We start from the raw sequence: 15,059 nt of genomic DNA, 5'->3' as shown, positions 1-15,059 counted from the left end.
AGAGTCACCGTGAGCGTCGCCCCCTCCCCCGTCCTGCCCCAGCAGACCGCCGCGGAACAGGTCCGCTCCGTCCTGGCCCGGGCCATCTCCCTCTCCCTCACCCTCGACGGGCAGACGTACGACCTCCTCGGCGCCCACACCGTCGGCGCCCGCGGCCGGATCACCCTCCACCCGCCCGCCGACACCCCGCTCGCCGACCACCTCGACCGCGCCCCGCTCCGGGTGCTCGACGTCCGCGTCGACCTCACCGACATCGCCCCGACCGCCCTCCGCGACCGGGTCCGTGCCCGGGTCACCCTCACCGGACGACTCGCCCCCGCCACCCCCGGCGACCTCGACTCGCTCCGCCTCGACCTGGCCCGCGTCACCCTCCGCACCGGCACCGGGACCGAGGAGGTCGCCCCCGTCGCGTACTCCCTCGCCGCCCCCGACCCGCTCGCCCTCGAAGAGGCCGCGCTCCTCACCCACCTCGCCGACGCCCACCCCGACCTCGTCTCCGACCTGGTCGTCCTCGCCGGCTCCCGCCTCCCGCTCGGCGTCGTCCGCACCCTCCCGCTCGCCATGGACCGGCACGCCGTCTCGCTGCGCTGCGAGTACGGCGAGGGCCACTGCGACCTCCGCCTCCTCTTCCCCGCCGAGGCCCGCGACGCCGCCACCGCCGGCGACATGGTCCGCCGCCTGCTCACCGCCCCCCGCTGCGCCCACCACCACGACCACCACTGACCGGTCGCCCGATCCGGAAACCGCACACGCGGACGGGCGCGTCCCCACCCGCATGGACCGGATCACCCACGGCCTCCGCCAGCTCCTGCGCTTCGCGCTCCTGGAGGCGCGCTGCTGCGCCTTCGCCGTCGCGCTCGTCGGCGGCATCGCCGTCTCGACGCTCCTGCCCGAGCTGCCCGTCGCCCGCTACGACCTGCTGCTCGCCTACGGGACCGTGCTCACCGTGCTGGCCTGGCGGCTCGGCTGGGACAGCGGGCGGGACGTCGCGGTCATCGCCGTCTGCCACCTCATCGGCCTGCTCTTCGAGCTGGTCAAGGTCCGCATGGGCTCCTGGAGCTACCCGGAGGACGCGGCCACCAAGGTCGGCGGCGTCCCCCTCTACGGCGGCTTCCTGTACGCGGCCGTCGGCAGCTACGTCTGCCGCGCCTGGCACCTCTTCGACCTGCGCCTGACCGGCTACCGGCCGCGGATCATGGCGGTCCTCGCCGGGGCGGTCTACCTCAACTTCTTCAGCCACCACTGGCTGCCCGACGCCCGCTGGGTGCTCGCCGCCCTGCTGCTGCTCGCGACCGCCGGCACCTGGGTCCGCTTCCGGGTCGGCGAGCAGGACCTGCGCATGCCGCTCGCCCTCTCCTTCGTCCTCATCGGCTTCTTCCTCTGGATCGCCGAGAACGCCGCCACCTACGTCGGAGCGTGGAGCTACCCCGACCAGCTCGACGGCTGGCAGCCCGTCTCCGTCGCCAAGTTCGGCGCCTGGGCGCTGCTCATCACCGTCACCTTCGTGCTGGCCGCCGCCTGGACGGGTCAGCCGGCCGCGGGCGGCACGGGCTCCTCGCCCCGGCGGATGCCGAGGGTGGCGAGCAGGTCCTCGTGGAGCTCCATCCAGACGGTGTGGCAGGAGTCGGCGCGGGGCCGGTCCACCCAGGAGAACTCGCCGCGCCGGACCCGGGCCAGGGCGCCGGTGAAGCGGTCGCCGTAGCCGGAGAAGCGGTCGAGCCGGGAGCCGAGCTCGGCCGCGAGGGTGTCGATGACGCCGCCGAGGACGGTCAGCTCGTCGAGGATCCGGCCGTCCCAGTCCGCGTCGGCGTGCGTGTTGACCGCGAGCCGGCCGCTGCCGTCGGGCCGCAGCTGCCAGTCCGTGCAGGCCGTGAGGCAGCGCTCGTTGTACGCGAGGAAGGTCTCGTACCGCTCGCGCACGAACGGCCCGTGTCCCGACCGGGCCAGCTCCTCGGCGAGCAGCCGCTCCCCCTCCGTCCGGCCGGCGTCGGTGAGGCTCCAGCCGGAGGTGCCGGCGAAGCCGCTCCGGGTCACCCGGCCGTACGCCTGGAGGTCGAGCAGCAGCTCGCCGACGGCGTCCGCGTCGAGGCCGAAGCGGGCCGCGGCCTCCGCCTCGGTGGTCATGCCCCGCAGCCGTACGGCGTGCAGGACCAGCAGCTCGGGAGTGGAGGAGGTCGCCATGGGCAGAGCCTAGACACATACCGGGCAACCCGTCGGGCGTCCGGCGCGTCCTTCCCCGTACGAACCCCGCACGCACCCGGCTCCGGACCGAACAAGGACACGCGATGAGCGACAAGGCCCGCACCCTCTTCGACGCGCTCGACCTCGACCAGGACGGCACGCTGACCCGTGCCGAGGTCATCCGGGCGCTGCGCGAGAAGGGCCCCACCCTGGCGGCGCGGGGCGTCCTCCCGGCCTGGGGCGTCGGCGGCGACGACGACTCCGCCGCGCTCTTCGACGCCGCCGACCAGAACGGCGACCGCGTCCTCAGCTTCGAGGAGTTCGCCACCGTCGTGGACCGCCGCTTCGGCTGGTGACCCCGGCGGCGCGGCCGCTCATGCGCGCAGCCAGACGGCGGTGTCGGCGGGGAGGGCGCCGGTGGGGTCGAGCGGGCCGCCGGCGAGCAGCAGCGAGGTGTGCGCGGGGAGGTCGAAGACGAGGAGCGTGGGGAGCGAGGCTGCGCTGAGGCAGTCTCCGCGCAAAAGGCCCGCCCGCCACCGAGTGGGTCGTCCGGGGGCGAGGGACACGGATGGGTAACGGACGGGCCGAGCGTGATCCCACACCTTGTCAGTGCAATTTCACATTACTATGTTACGGGTCACATTCCGGCCGCTCTGGCTGTCCGACCGTTCTCCCGCTCTCCTCGGAGTGACCCCATGACCAAGCGCACCCACACCCTGGCCGTCGCCCTGGTGTCGACCCTCGCCCTCGGCCTCACCGCCTGTTCCGGCGACTCCTCGGGCGGCCCGTCCGCCGGGCCGGACCGCAGGAACCCGGCCGCCGCCAACGCCGGGGCGGTCCTCGGCGGCACGCCGCAGAAGGGCGGCACCCTCTCCGTCCTGTCGAACCAGGACTTCTCCCACCTCGACCCGGCCCGCAACTGGGTCATGCCCGACATGGACTTCGGCACCCGGCTGCTCTACCGCACCCTCGTCACGTACCGGGCCGCACCCGGCGCCAAGGGCAGCGAACTGGTCCCCGACCTCGCCGAGGACCTGGGCACCCCCTCGAACGGGGCGAAGACGTGGACCTTCCGGCTGAAGCCCGGCCTCAAGTACGAGGACGGCACCCCGATCACCGCCCAGGACATCAAGCACAACGTCGAGCGGTCCTTCTCCCCCGACCTGCCCGGCGGCCCCGACTACGCGGCCCGCTACCTGGTCGGCGCCAAGGGGTACCAGGGCCCGGCCGAGGGCCGGCACCTCGCCTCGGTGAAGACCCCCGACGCGCGCACGATCGTCTTCGAACTCCACACGCCCTTCGCCGAGTTCCCCTTCGCCGCCACCCTGCCGACCTTCGCCCCGGTGCCGCCGAAGCAGGACAAGGGGCCCCAGTACGACAACCGCCCGTTCTCCTCGGGGCCGTACAAGATCGAGACGTACGCGCGCGACAAGCAGCTCGTCCTGGTCCGCAACCCCCACTGGGACCCGAAGACGGACAGCGTCCGCAAGGCGTACCCGGACCGGATCGTCGTCACCATGGGCCTCAAGGGCACCCAGGTCGACGACCGCCTCATCGCCTCCGCCGGCGCCGACGCCTCCGCCGTGCCCTGGGCCGCCCTCCGCCCCGAGTCCACCCCCAAGGTGCTGACGAAGCCCGAGGTCAAGGCCCGTCTCCTCGCCGAGTCCAGCACCTGCAACGAGATGCTGCAGATGCACACCGGCCGCGCCCCCTTCGACGACGTGAAGGTGCGCCAGGCCGTGCAGTACGCCCTCGACCGCGAGGCGATCGTCACCGCCGCCGGCGGCCCCGCCCTCACCGACGCCTCCACGGCCGCCATGCCCGGCGCGCTCTTCGAGGGCGGCAAGCAGCCCGACACCCTGAAGATCCCCCTCGCCGGCGACCCCGAGAAGGCCAAGGAACTGCTCAAGCAGGCCGGGAAGGCCGACGGCTTCGCCACCAGCATCACCGTCTCCAGCGGCGACAAGGCGATCGGCGAGGCCATCCAGCAGGCCCTGGGCCGGGCCGGCATCAAGGTGACCATCGAGACCGTCGACCCGTCCGCCTTCTACGACACCATCGGCGACACCCGCAACCGCACCGACCTCGTCTACACCGGCTGGTGCCCCGACTTCCCCTCCGGCTCCACCTTCCTCCCCTTCGTCTTCGACGGACGCTCCATCAAGGAGAAGGGCAACTCCGGCAACCACTCCCTCTTCCGCGACGACGCCACCCAGAAGCGGATCGACGAGATCGCCGCCATGTCCGACGGCGCCGCGGCCAACAAGGCGTGGCAGGAGCTCGACGCCCAGATCCTCGCCAAGGCCCCCGTCGCCCCCGGCGCCGTCAAGCGCCGCCCCCTCGTCCTCGGCACCAACATCGCCGGAGCCTTCGGCCACACCTCCTGGGGCGGCCAGATCGACTACGCCACTGTCGGCCTCAAGGACCCGTCCAAGAGCACGGACTGAAGGACGCCCCTCCGATGACCACCACCACGACCACCACCGCTCCCCCGGTGCCCCGGGGCGGCGGGGCCTGGCGGCTCGTCCGCGCGGAACTGGCCCGCCGGGCCTCCCTCCAGGTCTCCCTCGCCGTCGTCGCCCTCTTCACGGTGATGACGGTCGCCGCCCCGCTGATCAGCGCGCTGGGCGGCTGGGGCCCCGAGGAGTTCGACAAGTCCGCCGTCGACCCGTACCTCGGCGGACTGCCGATCGGGCCGCTCGGCGGCGTCTCCGCCGAACACTGGCTCGGCGTCGAACCCGTCACCGGCCGCGACCTGTTCGCCCGGGTCGTGCACGGCGCCCAGGTCTCCCTGCTCATCGCCTTCGCCGCCACGGCGATCGTCGTCCTCGCCGGCACCACGGCCGGCGTCGCCGCCGGCTACTTCGGCGGCCGCACCGACACCGTGCTCTCCCGGCTGATGGACCTCACGATGTCCTTCCCCTCCCTCATCTTCATGATCGCGATGATGTCGGTGGCCAGGGACGTCGACCGGATGCTGCTGATGATCCTCGTCATCGGCCTCTTCGGCTGGCCCGGCGTCGCCCGGGTGGTGCGCGGGCAGACCCTCTCCCTCAAGCACCGCGAGTACGTCGACGCGGCCCGCGTCGGCGGCTCCGGACCCTGGCGGATCCTCGCCCGCGACATCCTCCCGGGCGTCGCGGGGCCGGTCATCGCGTACACCACGCTGATGGTCCCCGGCATGATCGCCACCGAGGCGGCGCTCAGCTACCTCGGCGTCGGGGTCCGCCCGCCGACCCCGTCCTGGGGCCAGATGATCGCCGAGAGCGTCTCGTACTACGACACGGACCCCATGTACTTCCTCGTCCCGAGCCTCTGTCTCTTCCTCACCGTCCTCGCGTTCACCCTCCTCGGCGACGCGCTGCGCGACGTCCTCGACCCGCGGGGGAGCCGTACGTGATCCTCTACCTCGGCCGCCGGCTCCTCGGGGTGATCGGCGTGCTCCTCGCCATCGCCGCCGTCACCTTCACCATCTTCTACGTCCTCCCGTCCGACCCGGCCGCCGCCGCCTGCGGCAAGGCGTGCAGCGACGAACGCCTGGCGGCCATCCGCGCCCACATGGGCCTGGACGCCCCGCTCTGGCGGCAGTTCGCCGACTTCGTCACCGGGATCTTCACCGGCCGGACCATGGGCACCGGCCGGTACGCCCTGCACTGCGACTTCCCCTGCCTCGGCTACTCGTACGAGAGCAGCGAGGGCGTCTGGGACCTGCTCGTCGACCGGCTGCCCGTCTCCGCCTCGCTCGCCGTCGGCGCCGCCGTCCTCTGGCTGGCCCTGGGCCTGTCGGCCGGCGTCACCGCCGCGCTCCGCAAGGACACCCTCACCGACCGGGCCCTGATGGTCGGCGCGGTCGCCGCCGCCTCCCTGCCCGTCTACTTCACCTCCGTCCTCCTCATCTACGGGCTGATCCGGCTCACCGGACTGCTCCCCTACCCGCAGTACGTCCCCCTCACCTCCGACCCGCTCTCCTGGGCCTCCAACCTGCTGCTGCCGTGGCTGGCCCTCGCGATCCTGTACGCCGCGATGTACGCCCGGCAGAGCCGCGGCGCGATGATCGAGTCCATGGCGGAGCCGTACATCCGCACCGCCCGCGCCAAGGGCCTGCCGCGCCGCACGGTCGTCGTCAAGCACGGTCTGCGGGCCGGGATGACCCCGGTCCTCACCATCTTCGGCATGGACCTCGGCGGGCTCCTCGCGGGCGCCGTCATCACCGAGTCGCTCTTCGGACTGCCCGGCGTCGGGCGCCTCTTCTACGGCGCCCTCACCACCGGCGACCAGCCCGTCATCCTCGGGGTGACGCTGCTCGCCGCCACCTTCATCGTCGTCGCCAACCTGGTCGTGGACCTGCTGTACGCCGTCGTCGACCCGCGAGTGAGGTACTGATGGCCGACCCCGCCCCGCTCCTGACCGTCCGGGACCTCAGCGTCACCTTCCCCACCCCGCGCGGCCCCGTCCGGGCCGTGGACTCCCTCTCCTTCGACGTGCCGCACGGCCGCACCCTCGGCATCGTCGGCGAGTCCGGCTCCGGCAAGTCCGTGACCTCGCTCGCCGTCATGGGCCTGCACACCGGCGCCGAGGTCACCGGCTCCGTCACGCTCGACGGGCGCGAACTCGTCGGCCTGCCCGACCGGGAGCTCAACCGGCTGCGCGGCCGGCGGACGGCGATGATCTTCCAGGACCCGCTCTCCAGCCTCCACCCGTACTACACCGTCGGCGAGCAGATCGCCGAGCACCACCGGGTGCACTTCGGCAGCCGCCGGGCCGCCGCCCGCGCCCGCGCCGTCGAGGCGCTCGCCGAGGTCGGCATCCCCGAGCCGAAGCGCCGGGCCGGGGAGTACCCGCACCAGTTCTCCGGCGGCATGCGCCAGCGGGTGATGATCGCGATGGCGCTGGTCTGCGAGCCGGACCTGCTCGTCGCCGACGAACCGACCACCGCCCTCGACGTCACCGTGCAGGCCCAGATCCTCGACCTGCTCGCCCGCCTCCAGCAGGAGCGCCGGCTCTCCGTCGTCATGATCACCCACGATCTGGGCGTGGTCGCCCGGGTCGCCCACGAGGTGCTCGTCATGTACGGCGGGCGCGCCGCCGAACAGGCCCCGGTGGACGCCCTGTTCGCCTCCCCCGCGCACCCGTACACCCGCGGGCTGCTCGACTCGCTGCCCCGGCTGGACGACCCCGACGACGTACCGCTCCGGGCCATCCCCGGCAGCCCGCCGTCCCTCCTCGACCCGGCGCCCGGCTGCGCCTTCGCGCCCCGCTGCGCCCGCGCGGCGGCCGGCACGGCGGAGGAGCGGGACCGGTGCGCCACCGAGCGGCCGGTGCTCGGCGGGCATCGGGGCCACGCCGCCGCCTGCCACTTCGCGGCCTTCCCGGCCGTTCCCACGTACGAAGGGATCGCCCCGTGAGCACGACGACTCCTCCCGGCGCAGCGCCGCTGCTGCGGGTCCGGGACCTCGCCATGACCTTCCCGGGCCGCCGCCGCTCGGCGCCCGTGCGGGCCGTGGACGGCGTCGGCTTCGACCTGGCGGCGGGCGAGACCCTCGGCCTGGTCGGCGAGTCCGGCTGCGGCAAGTCGACCACCGGCCGGATGATCGTCCGGCTCCTGGAGCCGACCGCGGGCTCGGTCGAGTACGACGGCCGGCCCATCGCCCATCTCCCGCAGCGGGCCATGAAACCGCTCCGCCGCGAGATCCAGATGGTGTTCCAGGACCCGCACTCCTCCCTCAACCCCCGGCAGCCGGTGGCCCGGATCATCGCCGACCCGCTGCTGGTGCAGGGGAGTTCGGCGGCGGGGGCCCGCGAGCGGGCGCTGGAGCTGATGGAGCTCGTCGGGCTCATCCCCGAGCACGCCGACCGGTTCCCGCACGAGTTCTCCGGCGGGCAGGCGCAGCGCATCGGCATCGCCCGCGCGCTGGCGACGGGCCCGCGGCTCGTCGTCGCCGACGAGCCGGTCTCCGCGCTCGACGTGTCCGTCCAGGCGCAGATCGTCAACCTGATGGAGCGGCTCCAGGACGAACTGGGCCTCGCCTACCTCTTCATCGCCCACGACCTGTCGGTGGTGAAGCGGGTCTGCGACCGGGTCGCGGTCATGTACCTCGGCCGGATCGTCGAGATCGGCGCGAAGGAGCGGGTGTACGAGGCCCCCGCGCACCCCTACACGCGGGCGCTGCTCTCCGCGGTGCCGCTGCCGGACCCGGCGGCCGAGCGGGCCCGCGAGCGCATCACCCTGCTCGGCGACCCGCCGAGCCCCGCCGCTCCCCCGCCGGGCTGCACCTTCCATCCGCGCTGCCCGAAGGCCCAGGCGATCTGCCGCACCGAGGCGCCGGTCCTGCGGTCGCTCGCGGCGGGCGAACCCCGGGAGGTGGCCTGCCACTTCCCGGAGGAGGGCTGACGGGCCGGGTCGGCCCCCCGTCAGGCCGTCTTCTCGGCCGCCTCGGCGGCGGACCGTGCCTTCTCCAGGGCGCGCTCGGCGGCCCGGAGGTCCGTAGCGGCCCGCTTGGCGGTCTTCTCGGCGGCGGCGGCCGCCGTGCGGGCCTCCTCGCGCTCCCGCTCGGCGCGGCGGAGCCGGTCGGCGGCCTCCTCGGCCGCCGCCGTCGCGGCCCGTTCCGTCTCCCGGGCGGCATCCCGGTCCCGCTCCCGCCGGGCGAGGGCGGCCCGGGCCTCCTCCGCCTTGGCTTCCGCCTCTTTCGCTGCTCCGGCCTCACGGGCCTCTTCGGCCTTCTGGGCCTTCTGGGCCTTCCGGGCCCTCTGGGCCTTTTTCGTCTCCGCCGGGGCGGCCGGTTTCTTCTCCGCCGGGGAGGCCGGGGTCCGGGTCGTCAGGGTCGTCAGGGTCTCGGAGGGGACGGCGGGGAAGCCGACGGCCGTCTCCGGCATCGCGGCGAGGCGTCCCTTGGCCCAGGGCCCGGCGACCTCGGGGAGGGCGAGGACTGCGTGCAGGATCCTTTCGACGTCGCCGAGCACCGTGTCGCTCACGGGCTGGCCGGCCTCCTCCGCGAGACCGGTGGCGGTCCGGACGAGCGCCGCGACGAGCCGGTGCTGCTGCCGGCTCGCCTCCCGCAGCCGCTCGCCGTCGAGCGTCCGGTGGGCGGCGCGCAGCGCCTCGCCCAGGGCGAGGAACCGCTCGGCATCCTCCGGCCGTTCACGGGCGAGGAGGTTCGCCGCCCAGACGGCGAGCGGCGGCCGCCGCAGCGCCGCGATCGCCTTCGCGGCGGCCGTGTCCTTCGCCCGGCGCGCCTCGGCGGCGTACGCGTCCCTGGCCGCAGTGAACTCGGACGGCCGCAGCCCGTACAGCTCGCCGGTGACCTGCTCGACATCCATGCGCCCACTCTGCTGCGCCGGGCCCGCGGGGCCGGGGCGAACCTCCGCCGGGCGTCCCGCCGTCACCCGCTCGACGTCATCCGCAGACGTCCTGGATGCGACGGAAGGGACGCTCGGCCTCCAGGGCGAACGCGGTCTCCAGGAGGGTGCGTTCGCTGCCCGGGCGGCCGGAGAGGAGGACGCCGATCGGCAGGCCGTCGGCCGTGGCGCGGGCGCTGGGCAGCGAGAGTGACGGGGTGCCCACCACGTTGTCGACCGGGGTGTAGGCGACGTACTCCAGGATCCGCTCGACCAGCACGGGGTACGGGACGACCGGCGCGAGGTGCCCGAGCGGGGGCGTGGTGCGGGCGAGGACCGGGGTGAGGACGAGGTCGAGGCCGCGCAGCGCCGCCGCGTACGCCGACGTGGTCCCGCGGAGCCGGCGGACGACGCCCGGGGTGTCGCGCCAGCGCTTGACGTACTCCTCGCGCAGCCCGCGGCTGAGCCCGTCCATGCGGCGCCGGTCGAAGTCGGCGCCGAAGGTGCGGCCGGTGGCGCCGAGGAGGAAGGAGAGCATGCCCCAGTAGGTGAGGAAGTCCTCGGTGAAGCGGGGGTCGATGTCGATGGTGACGGGTTCGACGGTGTGGCCGAGGCCCCTGAGGGTGGCGACGGTGTCGGTGACGGCGGCGCGGGTGTCGTCGTCGCAGCGGACGCCGTTGGGCGAGTCGAGCAGGTAGCCGATGCGCAGCCGTCGGTCGGAGGGCCCTTCGACGAGGCCGACCGGCGGCAGCTTCGGGTTGCGGTGGTGGCGTTCGGCGGCGGCGAGGAAGGCGGCGGAGTCGCGGACCGTGCGGGTGACGACGCCGTCGACGACCAGGTCGACCGGCAGGTGCCGGCTCTGGTCGTTGGGGACGACCCGGCCCCGGGTGGGCTTGAGGCCGACGAGTCCGCAGGCGGCGGCGGGGATGCGGATGGAGCCGCCGCCGTCGTTGGCGTGGGCGAGCGGGACGGCGCCGGAGGCGACGAGCGCCGCGGCGCCGCCGGAGGAGCCGCCGGCGGAGTGGCCGGTGTGCCAGGGGTTGCGGGCCGGTTCGGCGGACTCGTACTCGGTGGTCGGACTGAAGCCGAACTCGGGCAGCCGGGTCTTGCCGAGGACGGTGACGCCGGTGCTGAGGAGCTGCCGGACGAAGGGCGCGTGCCGGCGGGCCGTCCGGGGGGTGAAGGCGGCGCTGCCGTGGCCGGTGGGCAGGCCCGCGTAGTCGGTGTTGTCCTTGACCAGGGTCGGGACGCCCGCGAAGGCCCCGCCGGCGCCGCCGCCGAGCGCCGGCCGGTCGAGCGGGATCTGCACCGCGTGGAGCTCCGCCACCGCCTGGAGCCGGGCCGCCGCGTCCCTGGCCACCTCGGCGGGGCTCACCTCGCCCCGCCGGACGGCCTCCGCGAGGCCGACGGCGTCGTGCTCCCCGAGGGAGTCGTCGCGGAAGGCGTGCACCGTGGTCCGCTTCTCGATCGTCACCGCTGCCTCAGCCCCCGGGGTCGGTCGTCGATGGATACCGCCATCATGACGTACCCACGGGTAACACGCGAGGGCCGGGCACGCCCGCCGTCGGCTCGCGGGCGGGCTATCGGCCGTCGCCGTCCTCCATCCAGTCGGGCGTACGGAACGTACCCCCGTACATGGGGAGTTCGATCGTCGATCCGTAGCGGGCGAGCTGGGCCCAGGGGCGGTTGATGCCGGCGGAACCGTAGCGGCGCACCCGGGTGACGGCGTCGAGGTCGAGGACGTCGACGAGGACCTCCTCGCCGTGTCCGGCCTGCTGGCGCACCAGGCCCTCCGGGTCGACGACGACGCTCGCGCCGACGCCCGCGGGGTCGGCGGCGTTGACGTTGACGACGTAGACCTGGTTGGTCCAGGCGTTGGCACGGGCGCAGACCAGTTCCATCTCGCGGTCGCGGGGGGGTCAGGGTGGGCTGGACGACGGCCTCCGCACCCAGCCAGGCGAGCTGGCGCACGGTCTCGGGGAACGACCCGTCGTAACAGACGGCCAGGCCCACCCGGCCGACGTCCGGGATGTCGAAGACGGTGAAGCCGATGCCGGGCGTCGCCTTCTCGTACGGCTGCCAGGGGAAGACCTTGCGGTAGCGGGCGACGATCTCGCCGCGGGGTGACACGGCGAGGGCGCGGACGGCTACCAGATGGAGGTCCTCGCCGGCCGTCGGACCCGCGCGGAGGTGATCACGGCCCTGCACGCGTACGCCCGCGCCGTCACCGGCCACGACCTCGACGGCCGCGCCTGAGGAGCCCCGGCGGGCCCCCTCGCGCGTGTGGGCCCCGCGCGCTCGCGCGAGGCCCACACCGGCGGAGGGTCCTCAACGGCCCTGGAGCCGCCTGACGTTGTCGCCGAAGGTCCAGTTCCTCGAGCCGTCCCAGTTCGCCGACCAGGTCATCAGGCCCTTGAGGCGCCCGCCGTAGTGGTTCCACGCCTGCGCGACGAGGGACGGCGACATGTACCCGCCGCCGGCGCCCGGCTGGGCCGGCAGGCCGGGGACCTGCTTGTCGTACGGGACGCGGACGGTGGTGCCCTGGACGACCAGGCCGCGGTCGAGGCAGTCGGTCTGGGCGGTGAAGCCGGCGACGGTGCCGGCGGGGTACGAGTCGCCGGAGCAGCCGTACATGCTGCCGTTGTAGTACTGCATGTTCAGCCACCACAGGCGCCCGTTGTCGGCGTACTTCTTGACGATCGGGAGGTACGCGCCCCAGATCGAGCCGTACGCGACGCTGCCGCCGGTGACGTAGGCGGTCTCGGGGGCCATGGTGAGGCCGAAGCCGGCGGGCATGCGGGCGAGGACGCCGTCGATGATGCGGATCAGGTTGGCCTGGGAGGCGGAGAGGGTGGTGATGCTGCCGCTGCCGACGAGTCCGGTCTCGATGTCGATGTCGATGCCGTCGAAGTTGTACTTCTGGAGGATCGGGACGATCGTCGCGACGAAGCGGTCGGCGACGGCCTGGGAGCCGAGGTCGATCCCGGCGGCGGCGCCGCCGATGGACATGAGGAGGGTGGCGCCGGCGGCCTTGGCGCGGCACATCTCTGCCGGGGTGGAGACGCGGACGGTGTTGTCCATGCCGTCCTCCCACAACACCGTGCCGTCCGAGCGGATCACGGGGAAGGCGGCGTTGACGACGTTGTACCCGTGGGCGGCGAGCCGGGGGTCGTCGATGGGCACCCAGCCGAACGGCGGGTGGACGCCGTTGGCGGCGCCGTCCCAGTTCTCCCAGTAGCCCTGGAGCACCTTGCCGGTGGGGCGGGGCTTGAGGGCGCAGGTGTCGGCGGCGGTGGCGGTGGGGGTGGCCGTGGTGGCACCAGTGGCGCCGGCTTGCGCGGGTGCGGCGGCGGTGACGGTGGCGAGCAGGGCGGCGAGGGCGCTCGCGCCCGCTCCGAGGGCGCGGACGATCCGTGAGCCTGGCATGCGTGCTCCTTGGGACGTGGGGGGCGGTCCGGGGCATGGCGCGCGCTCCAGTCGACCGTAGATTGGTCCAGACCTACCGTCAACCACACGCGGTAATAGGGGAGTTGACGCCATACCGTCGGCGCGACCGACCGTCGACCAGCCACCGCCACCCCACCCCCGGCGAGACCCCACCGCGCCACCCGGCACCACCCGGCTCCACCTGGCGCCACCTGACACCACAGCGCGCCACTCCGGCGCCACGCGATGCCACTCGGCGCCACGCATGGCGCCATCTGACGCCATTCGGTGCCACATGGCATCACCAGGGGTTGCACATGGCGCCAAGATGGTGCCATGATGACGTCATGGACCTCACCCCGTACGTCGACAGCCTCCGCCGCGAACTCGCGGTGGCCGCCGAAGCCGGTGGCGACGAAGCGCGCGACCTGGCCGAGCGGCTCACCGCCCCCCTGGAGTCGGCGACCCGTCTGACCATGCTCAACGTGCTCTCCGCCGCCATGGACGAGATCACCCGTGAGCTCGCCCCCGGCTCGGTCGACGTACGGCTGCGCGGGCTCGACCCCGACTTCGTGGTGACGCTGCCGCCCACCGACAGCGCCGCCCCCGCGGAGCCGACCCCGCCCGCCGAGCCCCTCCCGGTCCCGGCCGCCGGCGAGGGCGACGAAGGCGGCACCGCCCGCGTCAACCTGCGCCTGCCGGCCCACCTCAAGGCCCGCGCCGAGGAGGCCGCCGCCCGCGAGGGCCTGTCGGTCAACGCCTGGCTGGTACGGGCCGTGTCGACGGCGGTCGCCGGCGGCACCGCCCCTCGCGCCCCGGAGAAGACCCGCACCACCGGACAGAGCATCACGGGCTGGGTCCGCTGACCCTCGCGGCCCCGCCCGTACCACTCCTTCCCACCACGGCCCCCACCTGCGGGGACGACCCGACGACCCAAGAGGACGGGACAGCCATGCCTTCTTTCGACACTCCCGCACCGATCTCCGTCACCGCCTACGTGTATGCCGGCTCCCTCCAGTTCACCGCCAGCGACCGCTCCGACACCGTCGTCGAGGTCCGCCCGCGCAACGCGAAGAAGGACCTGGACGCCCGCGCGGCCGAGCAGACCGAGGTCACGTACCTCCGCGGCGTCCTCACCCTCAAGACCCCCAAGGCCAATCTGCTCGGGCGCGGCGGCATCGTCGACGTGACGGTCGACCTGCCCACCGGCTCCGCCGTCGACGTCACCAGCGCCGCGGCCGCCCTGCTCGGCGAGGGCCGGCTCGGCGAGACCCGCGTGAAGATCGCGGCCGGCGACGTCCGGCTCGACACCACCGGCCCGCTGACGCTGAACGCCGCGCACGGCTCGACCAGCGTCGACCGGATCGAGGGCGCGGCCGACCTCACCACCAGCAGCGGCAGTCTGCGCGTCGGCACCATCACCGGCCCCGCCGTCCTGAAGAACTCGCACGGCAGCACGATCGTCGACACCGTCACCGGCGAGCTGCGGGTCAGCGGCGCCAACGGCGCCATCGAGATCATGCGCGCCGGCTCGGACGTCACCGGCACCTCGACCAACGGCGGCCTCCGCGTCGCCGAGGTCTCCCGCGGCGAGGTCCAGCTGGAGACGTCCAACGGCTCCATCGAGGTCGGCGTCCGCGAGGGCACCGCCGCCTGGCTCGACGTCAGCTCGAACCGCGGCCAGGTGCGCAACGGGCTCACCGCGTCCGGGGCCCCGGAGGAGTCCGAGGAGACGGTCAGGATCCGCGCGCGCAGCAACTGGGGCAACATCGACATCCGCCGCGCCCGCGCCTGACGCGCCACCCCCGCGCCCCTCCCCTCTCCCTCTCTCCCTCCCTCTCCCCCTTTCCCCTTCACCCCTCACCCTTCGATCGGAGGGCCCCATGCCTTCTTCTGTCATGCCCATGCCCAGTCAGGACGGCCCCACGCCCGCCGCCATCACCGCCACCGGCCTCCGCAAGGCGTACGGCGACAAGATCGTCCTCGACGGCGTCGACCTCCACATCCCGGCCGGAACCGTCTTCGCCCTGCTGGGTCCGAACGGCGCCGGCAAGACCACCGCCGTGAAGATCCTCTCCACCCTCGTCTCCGCCGACTCCGGCCAGGCGTCCGTCGCC

16 protein-coding genes and 2 pseudogenes are annotated in these 15,059 nt (G+C 73.9%); 11 read left to right on the top strand and 7 right to left on the bottom strand.

From position 1 onward, the window contains the following. Positions 1–9: 9 nt before the first annotated feature. Together IF73_RS0132215 and IF73_RS0132210 are read left to right on the top strand one after the other, a co-directional pair. Complete coding sequence (locus IF73_RS0132215) at positions 10–723, top strand: hypothetical protein (RefSeq protein ID WP_031014046.1); 714 nt, start codon at positions 10–12, stop codon at positions 721–723. Positions 724–775: 52 nt separating this feature from the next. Then, positions 776–1,444: pseudogene (locus IF73_RS0132210) on the top strand (DUF817 domain-containing protein); the annotation flags it as partial. An 83-nt stretch (positions 1,445–1,527) separates the two neighbouring features. Here the strand turns inward: IF73_RS0132210 and IF73_RS42900 are convergent. Beyond that, on the bottom strand, positions 1,528–2,181 hold the full coding sequence (locus tag IF73_RS42900; protein ID WP_031014044.1) for a hypothetical protein: 654 nt from the start codon (positions 2,179–2,181) through the stop codon (positions 1,528–1,530). A 104-nt stretch (positions 2,182–2,285) separates the two neighbouring features. Between IF73_RS42900 and IF73_RS0132200 the strand changes: the two genes are divergently transcribed. Further along, complete coding sequence (locus IF73_RS0132200) at positions 2,286–2,537, top strand: EF-hand domain-containing protein (protein ID WP_031014043.1); 252 nt, start codon at positions 2,286–2,288, stop codon at positions 2,535–2,537. Positions 2,538–2,555: 18 nt separating this feature from the next. Here IF73_RS0132200 and IF73_RS41270 read toward each other — a convergent pair whose 3' ends face one another. Continuing rightward, on the bottom strand, positions 2,556–2,702 hold the full coding sequence (locus tag IF73_RS41270) for a hypothetical protein (protein WP_158822209.1): 147 nt from the start codon (positions 2,700–2,702) through the stop codon (positions 2,556–2,558). A gap of 174 nt (positions 2,703–2,876) precedes the next feature. Here IF73_RS41270 and IF73_RS0132190 point away from each other — a divergent pair, with 174 nt between their 5' ends. The 5 genes from IF73_RS0132190 to IF73_RS0132170 are packed head-to-tail and all read left to right on the top strand — an operon-like array spanning position 2,877 to position 8,572. Next, entirely contained in the window at positions 2,877–4,628 is a 1,752-nt protein-coding gene (locus tag IF73_RS0132190; protein ID WP_031014042.1) for an ABC transporter substrate-binding protein, read from the top strand. 14 nt (positions 4,629–4,642) lie between these two features. Next, positions 4,643–5,581 (top strand): ABC transporter permease, encoded by a 939-nt coding sequence (locus tag IF73_RS0132185; protein WP_031014041.1) that lies wholly within the window; start codon positions 4,643–4,645, stop codon positions 5,579–5,581. After that, positions 5,578–6,564: an ABC transporter permease gene (locus IF73_RS0132180; RefSeq protein WP_031014040.1), complete on the top strand. Its 987-nt coding sequence runs from the start codon at positions 5,578–5,580 to the stop codon at positions 6,562–6,564. The genes IF73_RS0132185 and IF73_RS0132180 overlap by 4 nt, the downstream gene beginning before the upstream one ends. Beyond that, complete coding sequence (locus IF73_RS0132175) at positions 6,564–7,586, top strand: ABC transporter ATP-binding protein (RefSeq protein WP_031014039.1); 1,023 nt, start codon at positions 6,564–6,566, stop codon at positions 7,584–7,586. The genes IF73_RS0132180 and IF73_RS0132175 overlap by 1 nt, the downstream gene beginning before the upstream one ends. 53 nt (positions 7,587–7,639) lie before the next feature. Beyond that, positions 7,640–8,572, top strand: coding sequence for an ABC transporter ATP-binding protein (locus IF73_RS0132170; RefSeq protein WP_078868373.1), 933 nt, complete (start codon positions 7,640–7,642; stop codon positions 8,570–8,572). Between the two features lie 20 nt (positions 8,573–8,592). Here the strand turns inward: IF73_RS0132170 and IF73_RS0132165 are convergent, their stop codons facing one another. From IF73_RS0132165 to IF73_RS0132150, 5 genes and pseudogenes are all read right to left on the bottom strand, one after another. Then, positions 8,593–9,498 carry a hypothetical protein gene (locus IF73_RS0132165; protein ID WP_031014037.1) on the bottom strand — a complete coding sequence of 302 codons (906 nt, stop codon included), beginning with the start codon at positions 9,496–9,498 and terminating at the stop codon, positions 8,593–8,595. A 76-nt stretch (positions 9,499–9,574) separates the two neighbouring features. Beyond that, the gene (locus tag IF73_RS0132160; protein ID WP_031014036.1) at positions 9,575–10,990 is read right to left on the bottom strand and encodes an amidase; all 1,416 of its coding nucleotides are present in this window, start codon (positions 10,988–10,990) and stop codon (positions 9,575–9,577) included. A 106-nt stretch (positions 10,991–11,096) separates the two neighbouring features. Continuing rightward, entirely contained in the window at positions 11,097–11,417 is a 321-nt protein-coding gene (locus IF73_RS42355; RefSeq protein WP_234338405.1) for a nitrilase-related carbon-nitrogen hydrolase, read from the bottom strand. 88 nt (positions 11,418–11,505) lie between these two features. Beyond that, a pseudogene (locus IF73_RS42350) lies at positions 11,506–11,646 on the bottom strand (carbon-nitrogen hydrolase family protein); the annotation flags it as partial. A 198-nt stretch (positions 11,647–11,844) separates the two neighbouring features. Continuing rightward, positions 11,845–12,942 carry a chitinase gene (locus tag IF73_RS0132150; protein ID WP_031014035.1) on the bottom strand — a complete coding sequence of 366 codons (1,098 nt, stop codon included), beginning with the start codon at positions 12,940–12,942 and terminating at the stop codon, positions 11,845–11,847. Positions 12,943–13,289: 347 nt separating this feature from the next. Here IF73_RS0132150 and IF73_RS0132145 point away from each other — a divergent pair, with 347 nt between their 5' ends. The 3 genes from IF73_RS0132145 to IF73_RS0132135 all read left to right on the top strand — a co-directional run. After that, positions 13,290–13,808 (top strand): toxin-antitoxin system HicB family antitoxin, encoded by a 519-nt coding sequence (locus tag IF73_RS0132145; protein WP_031014034.1) that lies wholly within the window; start codon positions 13,290–13,292, stop codon positions 13,806–13,808. Positions 13,809–13,894: 86 nt separating this feature from the next. After that, a complete protein-coding gene (locus IF73_RS0132140; protein ID WP_031014033.1) occupies positions 13,895–14,737 on the top strand; it encodes a DUF4097 family beta strand repeat-containing protein in 843 nt (280 codons plus the stop codon). 88 nt (positions 14,738–14,825) lie between these two features. Further along, positions 14,826–15,059: ATP-binding cassette domain-containing protein (locus tag IF73_RS0132135; protein ID WP_199806756.1), on the top strand; the 234-nt coding region annotated here is incomplete at its 3' end.

The organism is Streptomyces sp. NRRL F-5727, from assembly GCF_000719555.1.
Lineage (GTDB): Bacteria > Actinomycetota > Actinomycetes > Streptomycetales > Streptomycetaceae > Streptomyces.
Note: the sequence above shows the minus strand (reverse complement) of the source record. Positions and strands in the feature narration are given on the sequence as shown.